This is a genomic window from Lysinibacillus sp. NPDC092081, from assembly GCF_044755845.1.
GTDB lineage: Bacteria > Bacillota > Bacilli > Bacillales_A > Planococcaceae > Lysinibacillus.
The window spans coordinates 1-9587 of the sequence record NZ_JBIVRU010000009.1 but is presented as its reverse complement, the minus strand read 5'-3'; the positions used below and the strand labels follow the sequence as shown (position 1 = coordinate 9587).

The window sequence follows — 9587 nt, the reverse complement described above, 5'->3', positions numbered from 1 at the left end:
CCTGCCTCAAAATTTAGTGAAAGCAAAGAGGGGAGAACTGTCCGTAAAAGCCCGATTGGTGAAGACTAATAATCAGGGAGGATGAAAAAAATCCCCCCTGATTAAAGTTTCACTTTATCCCGCTTTAACGGACAGTACCTTATATGTACCGAGGGCAAAGCAGTAAGTACGAGAACCCTGCCTCAAAATTTAGTGAAAGCAAAGAGGGGAGAACTGTCCGTAAAAGCCCGATTGGTGAAGACTAATAATCAGGGAGGATGAAAAAAATCCCCCCTGATTAAAGTTTCACTTTAATTAAGAGCATTTAAAACTTTTTTGGAAACGTAAAATTCAGTGCCATTGTAGACATTGATTGTGTCAAACGTATGCGTTTTTGTTGTCTTGTCTTGTTCGTATATTAAAATGTTCTTATTCACTGGGATTGTAACGGTTACATCATTTTTTTGTGCAATAAATTTAGGGTTTTCTTTATCGGTTAAGTCCATTTTAGATGTGTAGCCTTTTTCAGTGAAAGCCTTCTTTGCTGGTATATATAAATCATCTGTAAGCTTCTTTAAATCGAAGCCCATAAACTGTGCCATTGCATGGGCTAAATCCGTGTTTTCTACAAGGCCAGTAATTTTAGATGGTCCGAATGAGTATAAGAATACATCATCACCCGTATGCCCACCGGTTGTATAGCCAATATTGGCGCGGTTGGCAAGCATTTTTACCATTTCTTCTCCCGTATCTTCAGCTAATTGTAATGTTGTTAGCTCGTCCTCAGATAGATCATCTAATCCATAAAGTGCAGCGACTTCTACCATATTTGATTTATCTTCTTTTAATTGGCTTAGCGCACCTTCAATAGTCATTTTAGCTTTCTTGAGAGGAGCGATATAGGCAGATACAGGTGTGTTGGGATAAGTACTTGTCGTGTTGGCATTCCCCATTGAAATACCACTATTGGCATGGTCTGTAACAGCAATGACCATTGTATTGCCATCTTCTTTTGCAAAATCAACAGCTTCCTTGACTGCAGCATCAAACGATAAAATATCGCTAATCATACCAATTGTGTCATTGGCGTGAGCCGCCCAGTCCACTTTACTGCCTTCTATAAATAGGAAGAAGCCTTGCTCATTCTTTTTAAGGGTATCAATAGCTTTACTTGTCATCTCAGCAAGAGTTGGTTCAGATGCTCTTGTTGTAGCACGATCTAAATCGTAGGCAAGGGCACCTGGAGCAAAGCTTCCCCAAATTTTTGACGCTTTACTTTTAAAAAGCTCATCCCTCGTTTTCACGATGTCATAATTTTCTTCCTTCAGTACATCCACTAAATTCTCGCCATCTTTACGAGCATTTTTAGTTGTGCCCGGTGACAGAGACTCCAAGCCACCGCCTAACACGACATCAATGTTTTGATAAACTTGCTGCTCAGCGATGTCATCATATTGGCTTCTATGTTTCACATGTGCAGAAAAGCCAGCTGGTGTAGCATGTTGAATTTCCGAAGTAGCAATCAATCCGGTCGCCTTGCCTTGTTGTTTCGCCCCTTCTAAAACATTGGCTACAGGTCTATAAGCATCCTCTTTGGCAATTTGCTCTAGCCCTGGTGAATTAATAACAGATGGTAGCACACCCACAAATTTGTTATTTGATTTATGACCCGTTGCTAACGCAGTAGCGGCAGGAGCTGAGTCAGTAATGGCTGAATCGGCAGAGTATGTACGCACTGCCCCTGATAAAATTTCATCCATCGCTAAGCTTTCACCTTTGTACCAACGAGAAAGTGTAACGGCATTATTACTACTACCATCCATTACGAGCATAATCACATTGGTTGGCTTCTTTACTTGGGCTGCTTGTACTTGCGGTTGAGCGATACTAATCGACGATAAAGCAATTGCACTAGCTAACAATAATGAACTCCATTTTTTTGATTTCATGACTTTCCTCCTCAGGGTCAATTCACAAGTAAGTGTAAAGGAAGGTGTAAAGCAAGGATGAATTAATAGGGGGATATTGTTAATTCCAAAAGTGTGTGGTTGATTTCTGTTCTTTGTTGCTGACGCTTCGCTTTCGCACAGAGCAAAGCTTCCTGGGGGCGTCGGGCTAACACGATGTTAGTCACGGAGGCGTAATCACAGGACGTGATGTTTTTAGCCTTCGTTCCTCTATTACTAGTCCCCAAGGAGTCGCCCAGTCTCCACTCCAATCAACTTTTACTCATGACATATGTTTTTAAATAGATTAAAGACGGAAGGTGAAAGTAGAAGCTGCTTACTATCCATTGATTAATGGAAGCATGCAGATTCTAGAAATGGTTATAAATTTTGTGAATGCTTTTCACCGTCCATGGTTTCGTAAAATAAAACGCCTTTATCATCAATGAACAAGTTTTGAACCTCTTCTTCTAATAACACTTCTTCTGAGCCATCGTTAATAAATATTTTTGTTAAAAAGCCGGCATTATCATAATCACTGCAATAAATCGCATCGTCTGAAGTCGCCAAGTAATAGCAGGATGTTTCTGTAATTTGTTTATTTTGTTTTGTTGCTAAATCATAGGCGTATACCATGTTATCGGTCATGCTATTATAATAAATAACGTTTCCAACAGTATCTGTGTACCACATATCATGCATAAAATCGTAAGCTTTGCTAGAAGCTGCAAAATAGTTTTCGTGTGCCCATATATGATCTTCGCTTAGTTTCTCGTCATTCACTAAAAAATATTCGTAGGCAATAGCATAAGGTTCATCAGGATTAACATCATTCCAAGTCGTGTCAACATGATACCAATCACCATTAACATTTACTAAATTCCATGCATGAAGCTGATTATCGCTATAGCCATATACATATTTAGCATCAAGACCAGCCGCCAAAAATAAACGATAGGCTAATAGTGCATAAGCTTGACAAACGCCAGTTTTTTTACTGATTAATTCATAAACGGATTGTCCTTCTGACGCATCTTTATCAGAATAAGTGGCTAGTTGTACGACAAAGTCATTAACGGCTTTAGCACGATGAAAATCATCCATGTCTTTTGTAATAAACTTATTTGCAAATTCCTGAACATAAGTATCAACTTTCTTTTCCTTCTTGGCATCAGTAAAATATGTAAAATCAAACTCTACCTCGTAACCATTATCTACTTCCCATGCTTCCCAGTTGAAATCATCGATATATCCTGCTGTATAAGGATTAACGAAATTAATGATGTTATAAATATCATTAATTTGTTTTTCCAATGTACCCCAATCTAATTTACCTCTATACATTACTGTAAAGTTTGGGTCAAATGTTGAAATATGCCTCTCGACTTTTTTTGAAAATTGAAACAAAGCAGGATCTTTCTTAAATAATGTCGTTGAAAAAAGGTCTTCCGCAGAAACCTCAACTGATTGAGCTTTACTAGTAGGATCCTTAAGGTCTATAGAGGTCTCTTCTTCGGATTCAGGTTCCTCTTGTACTAATACTTCGACAGCCTTGATAGCAGCTGAGCAAGCGCTTAGCATGCTTAAAATAATAAGTAAAAAAATCAGCAATATACTCTTTTTCATAATTCCTCCCATAATAATTACATTTTTGGCGCATCACTAAAACGTAGGGGTGATTTCCGCGCTTTCCTGGGGGCGTCCGATGAGCCGCTAATCCCAACGGAGTCGCCCAGCCTCACTCCAATCAATTTATATGCATGGTCTAAGTTTTAAAATCTTAGTGGTGACTATGTTTTTAACTATTATAGGATAATATGGGAGTAAGGTGGTATGTTGATTTTTGGTAAAACTAACCGATGGAGGAATATTGAGGGCATTTATTAATCTCGGTTTGTCAAGAGAACCTTTTTTTGTTATAATGTGAGATGTTGTGATGTTCGAAGTTCGGGAGGTGCAGTGAAATGCATACAGTAGTATTAGTTTCATTAGTTATCGTATCAATAGCGTTGATCGTAGTAGTATTACTTCAATCTAGTAAAAGTGCAGGCTTGTCAGGTGCCATCTCGGGTGGAGCTGAACAACTATTTGGAAAGCAAAAAGCACGCGGAATGGATTTAATCCTTCACCGTGCAACAATTGTGTTAGCAATATTATTCTTTATATTAGCACTCGCTATTACAAAAATCTAATAGTTGAAGATATATCGCCTAACCTTTATTGGTTGGGCGTTTTCTTTTATGGTTACATAGTTGGTTCAGCAAAGTGAATACCCGCGTGGAGCAAGGAAATACCCGCGGAAGCAAGGTGAATACCCGCAGAAGCAAAGCGAATACCCGCGCAGAGCAGGGAATTACCCGCGGAAGTAAGGAAATACCCGCGGAAGCAAAGCGAATACCCGCGGAAGCAAGGTGAATACCCGCGAATCGCAAAATGGTGGATGGGAAAGCTAAAGTGATGGATAGAATCCTCAAAGTCGTGGATAGAAGAGCCGAAATGATGGATAGAATCCTCAAAGTCGTGGATAAAAGAGCCAAAATCGTGGATAGAAACTTCAAAATGCCAGAAAGACCATCAAAATGCAAAAAAGACCCATCAAATTAACCTATAAAACCTCATAAAAAAAGTAACAATCGCCAAAGCTTTTGAGGAAGCTTCAGTATGGCTATAATGGTTATAGTATGTATTTGGATGAAGGAGAGCTCGCAATGAAAAAATCGTTATCACAGCCTTTTTTCTTTCAAGCAGGACCAAGAGCAGTTTTATTGTTGCATGGATTTACGGGAAGCTCGGCGGATGTGCGAATGCTTGGTAGATTTTTAGAGAAAAAAGGGTATACTACATTAGCACCTCATTATAAAGGTCACGGTGTGGAACCTGAGGAACTCATTACAACAGGTCCTGCTGATTGGTGGCAGGATGTCGTAGCCGCGTACAAACAGTTGCAGGATGCGGGCTATGAGGAAATTGCTGTTGCTGGCTTGTCATTGGGTGGTGTGATGGCTTTAAACGTTGCGCTGAATAACCCAGTTAAAGGTATAGTGACAATGTGTGCTCCAATGACGATGCGTACAACAGATGTTATGTTTCAAGGTGTACTAAAATATGCAAGGGACTATAAAAAGTTCCAAGGTAAAGATGAGGAGCAAATCGATGCTGAGGTTGCGTTAATTGCTGAAAAGGGCATGCCATCTTTACAAGAGTTACGGGAATTTATTGCTCGGACACGTCAGGAAATTGACATGATTTATGCACCAATTTTTGTCGTACAAGCGACAAATGATGAGGTAATTGAGACAGAATCTGCCAACATTATATATAATCAAACTGAGTCACTTGAAAAACAAATCAAGTGGTATGAAAACTCAAAACATGTTATTACGTTAGATCAAGAAAAAGATCAGTTACATGAAGATATTTATCGCTTTTTAGAAAGCCTAAATTGGGCACAATAAAAATATAATTAGGATTTTCTCATGAAGGAGGGAAATTATGAAAGACCAAAAAGATACACTACAAAGTCGTTTACTCGATTTTTTCGGTGAAGAAAATTATAAACCATTAACCGTTGGCGAAATCGAGGACTTATTTGGATTTGAGGATGCTGACGAATTTAAAGAATTAGTGAAAACGTTAGTACGTATGGAGGGGCAAGGCTTAGTTGTGCGTTCTCGCTCCAATCGTTATGGCCTGCCAGAGCGCATGAATTTACTTCGAGGTAAATTTATCGGACATGCGAAAGGCTTTGGCTTTGTGGCACCTGATATTGAGGGGATGGATGATGTTTTCATTCCACCGCATGAAATAAATGGTGCGATTAACGGCGATATCGTTTTGATACGTGTTTTAAAGGAATCATTCGGTGATCGACGTGAAGGAACAGTGACAAAGGTAGTAGAACGTGGACAAACGAGTTTTGTTGGGACGTTCCAAGCAAATCGAGGCTTCGGCTTTGTTGTTTTAGATGACAAAAAACTACCGATGGACATTTTCATTGCTAAGGGAGATACGCTAGGAGCAGTCGACGGACACAAGGTTGTCGTTGAGGTAGCTACTTGGCCAGAGGATTTAAAATCAGCAACAGGCTATATCACAAAAATTTTAGGGCACAAAAATGACCCAGGCGTGGATATTCTTTCTATTTTATATAAGCACGACATTCCGCCTGAATTCCCTGAAGAAGTGGTTGCTGCTGCGCAACGAGTACCAGATGAAATTACAGAGGCAGATTTAGAGGGCCGCCGTGATTTACGCCATGAAACGATCGTGACAATCGATGGAGCTGATGCGAAGGACTTGGATGATGCTGTTACCGTAACGAAAAATGTAGACGGTACCTTTAAACTTGGCGTACATATTGCAGATGTTAGTTACTATGTAACACAAGGCTCTGTAATAGATATTGAAGCGTATGATCGTGCGACGAGTGTATATTTAACAGACCGTGTAATTCCAATGATACCGCATCGATTATCAAATGGTATTTGTTCATTAAATCCACAGGTTGACCGACTAGTACTGTCTTGTGAAATGATTATTGATGGAAATGGTCATGTGATCTCACATGAAATATTCCAAAGTGTCATTAAAACAACTGAGCGTATGACATATAGAGACGTTTACAAAATTTTAGAGGAGCAAGACGCAGAGCTTATTGCCCGCTACGAACCACTAGTGCCAATGTTTAAACATATGGCTGAGCTGTCTAACATTTTACGTACAAAACGTGAAATGCGTGGTGCTATTGACTTTGACTTTAAAGAATCTAAAGTGATCGTGGACGAAGATGGCTGGCCAGTAGATATTGAATTACGTGAACGAACAGTCGCTGAGAAATTAATTGAAGATTTCATGCTAGCTGCCAATGAAACAGTAGCAGAGCACTTCCATTGGATGAATGTACCGTTCCTTTACCGTATTCACGAGGATCCAAAGCCAGAAAAGCTGCAACGCTTCTTTGAATTTGTTACGAATTTCGGTATTTTAATCAAAGGTACAGGAAACACAGTACATCCAAAGGCACTACAGGATGTATTAAAAGCCATTGAAGGCATGCCAGAGGAGCCTGTAATTTCAACGATGCTTCTACGCTCAATGCAGCAGGCAAAATATTACCCTGAAAGCTTAGGTCACTTTGGTTTATCAACTGATTTCTATACACACTTTACGTCACCGATTCGACGTTATCCGGACTTAATCGTCCATCGTCTAATTCGAACGTATTTACTTAATAAAGATACATCAAAAGAAACAATTGCACAGTGGAGTATGGCGATGGATGAAATTGCTGATCATACTTCAGAACGTGAACGCCGTGCTGTCGATGCAGAGCGCGATACAGACGCACTGAAAAAAGCACAATATATGTCCGATAAAATTGGTGAAGAGTTTGAAGGAATCGTTTCATCCATTACAAACTTCGGGATTTTCGTGGAGCTGCCAAACACGATTGAAGGACTTGTTCACATTAGCAATATGACAGATGACTACTATCGTTTTGATGACCGTCAAATGATGATGATCGGTGAACGTACAAATCGTCAATTCCGTATCGGAGATGAAGTAACGGTACGTGTAGCAAATGTCATTATTGAGGAGTCATCGATTGACTTTGAAATCGTCGGAATGGTAACGTCTTATGGACGAACACGAAAAGCAGCACCTACTGTGATTCACGCACGCAAAAATTATAACGACAACAAAGATGGTCGTAATGGCCGCAAAGGTGGTCGCAACGAAGAAGAGCGAGGCGGACGTGGCAGTCGCAGTGGTCGCAACGAAGAAGAACGAGGCGGACGTGGCAGTCGCAGTGGTCGTAGCGAGGAAGAACGAGGCGGACGTGGCAGTCGCAGTGGTCGCAACGAAGAAGAACGAGGCGGACGTGGCAGTCGCAATGGTCGTAACGAAGAAGGACGAGGCGGACAAGGAGAGCGACGTGAAAACGACCGTGATCCACGAGGACGCCGCAAAGATGGCTCAAGCCCTGGCCCTAAAAAAGGCGTGAAGCAAAAGCAAAAGTTCTACGAGGGCGTCGCCAAGAAAAACAAAAAGAAAAAAACAAAACGTAAATAACGTAAAAGTATAGGTGGAGGCACCAATAACGCTTTAAAGCAATTTGAAGCGGGTGCTTTCACTTTATCAATACAAGCAGGTTGACCCTGCTTATCCTTTAAGTAGAGGGTGAAAAATATGGCAAAAGGTACTGGGAAAGTATTAGCACAAAACAAAAAAGCCGGGCACGACTACTTCATTGAAGAGACAATAGAAGCGGGCATGGTGCTAACAGGCACAGAAATTAAATCCATCCGTGCAGGAAGGGTTCAACTAAAAGAATCCTATGTACAAATCCGTAGCGGTGAAGCATGGATCAACAATATGCATGTCAGCTCATTCGAACAAGGCAACCGCTTTAACCATGACCCACTGCGCGCCCGCAAGCTACTGCTTCATAAAAAGCAAATCGGCGAGCTAGTCGGTGCCGTAAAACGTGACGGCTACACAATTGTTCCGTTAAAAATGTACATTAAAGACGGCTATGCCAAACTATTAATCGGCGTAGGCAAAGGGAAAAAGGATTACGACAAACGTAACGACATGCGCAAAAAAGAAGCAAAGCGCGAAATGGAACGCTCCTTCAAAGCAAAAAATCAAGATTAATAGATTGTTAAAAAGCTCACTATTTTTGGATGGTGAGCTTTTTAAATTCTTAGGGAGAGTTCTAATGGATGGAGATATTAAAATATAATAAAGAACTTACCGCATTTAGGAGGAAATCAGCATTCTTATAATAGGAAGAAAATTTATGTTTATGAACATAGAGCATATTTAATTTACTGAGGAACGTGATAATGGCAGTGGAAGAAAAAACTAGTTTGTTATCATCAAACAAAGCGACCTGCGTAATTGCTCGAAACTAAAATAACACTGCAAATCATGCGACAGCAAGGTGAATAACCCTATTAGAAAGCTATTATGAAATAAGAAAATCATTGTGAGCTAGCCAATTTTTTCTATCATAGCAGGACACTTGAACTATAGCTAGATTTGCTTTATAATAAGTATTACTGAATGCCAGATTACATGGAAGCGTACTTTTAGCTCCCACCGTACTAGAAGAAATTCTAGCTCCTTTGCTTGAACGAGGCTACGTGCTTCGATTCATATTCAAGGGGACGTTACGGATTCGACAGGGATGGTTCAAGCTTTGGTCGCGCGTCGGAGGTCTCGGCTCCGTCATCAACGGAAGTTATATAATAACTGGCAAACAACAAAACTTAGCTTTCGCAGCGTAAGCTCGTAAGCGCTCTGCCTCTCTATCGCCCATGTAGAGAACGTGGGGCCCAACTTTAGTGGGATACGGTCGATGGTGCCACCTGAGTCACCGGCAAGAGATTTCCAGGTTAGCGTACAGGACGCCTGTTTGTCGGCATAATGTTACGTGAATCGTAAATAGGCAAACTACACGCGTAGAAGCTGAAGTATTGGAGTTTCTGGACGCGGGTTCGACTCCCGCCGTCTCCATAATACGATTTCATTGGATTTCAATGAACGTCAAAACCCTTGTATATTGAACTGCGCCCCAATTGTTAGACACATCTAACAATTGGAGGTGCAGTTTTTGTATGGTCAAAAAGTATACTGCCAAAGATAAATTACAAGCTG

Annotated in this window: 6 protein-coding genes and 1 other RNA gene; 5 read left to right on the top strand and 2 right to left on the bottom strand. The window is 40.6% G+C overall.

The annotated features are described in order from the left end of the window. Positions 1-290: 290 nt before the first annotated feature. Together ACIQLB_RS14175 and ACIQLB_RS14170 are read right to left on the bottom strand one after the other, a co-directional pair. Positions 291-1928, bottom strand: a complete 1638-nt coding sequence (locus tag ACIQLB_RS14175) for an alkaline phosphatase (RefSeq protein ID WP_400726756.1) — start codon at positions 1926-1928, stop codon at positions 291-293. A 378-nt stretch (positions 1929-2306) separates the two neighbouring features. Continuing rightward, positions 2307-3551: a transglutaminase domain-containing protein gene (locus ACIQLB_RS14170; protein ID WP_400726753.1), complete on the bottom strand. Its 1245-nt coding sequence runs from the start codon at positions 3549-3551 to the stop codon at positions 2307-2309. Between the two features lie 338 nt (positions 3552-3889). Here ACIQLB_RS14170 and secG point away from each other — a divergent pair, with 338 nt between their 5' ends. The 5 genes from secG (at position 3890) to ssrA (ending at position 9449) form a co-directional block, all read left to right on the top strand. Then, the gene (gene secG / locus ACIQLB_RS14165) at positions 3890-4117 is read left to right on the top strand and encodes a preprotein translocase subunit SecG (RefSeq protein WP_370042596.1); all 228 of its coding nucleotides are present in this window, start codon (positions 3890-3892) and stop codon (positions 4115-4117) included. Between the two features lie 516 nt (positions 4118-4633). After that, positions 4634-5380 (top strand): alpha/beta hydrolase, encoded by a 747-nt coding sequence (locus tag ACIQLB_RS14160; RefSeq protein ID WP_400726749.1) that lies wholly within the window; start codon positions 4634-4636, stop codon positions 5378-5380. Positions 5381-5417: 37 nt separating this feature from the next. Further along, complete coding sequence (gene rnr / locus ACIQLB_RS14155) at positions 5418-7997, top strand: ribonuclease R (RefSeq protein ID WP_400726746.1); 2580 nt, start codon at positions 5418-5420, stop codon at positions 7995-7997. Positions 7998-8114: 117 nt separating this feature from the next. Beyond that, on the top strand, positions 8115-8582 hold the full coding sequence (smpB, locus tag ACIQLB_RS14150) for an SsrA-binding protein SmpB (protein ID WP_400726743.1): 468 nt from the start codon (positions 8115-8117) through the stop codon (positions 8580-8582). 511 nt (positions 8583-9093) lie between these two features. Continuing rightward, positions 9094-9449, top strand: a transfer-messenger RNA (tmRNA) gene (gene ssrA, locus ACIQLB_RS14145). The last annotated feature ends 138 nt before the right edge of the window (positions 9450-9587 follow it).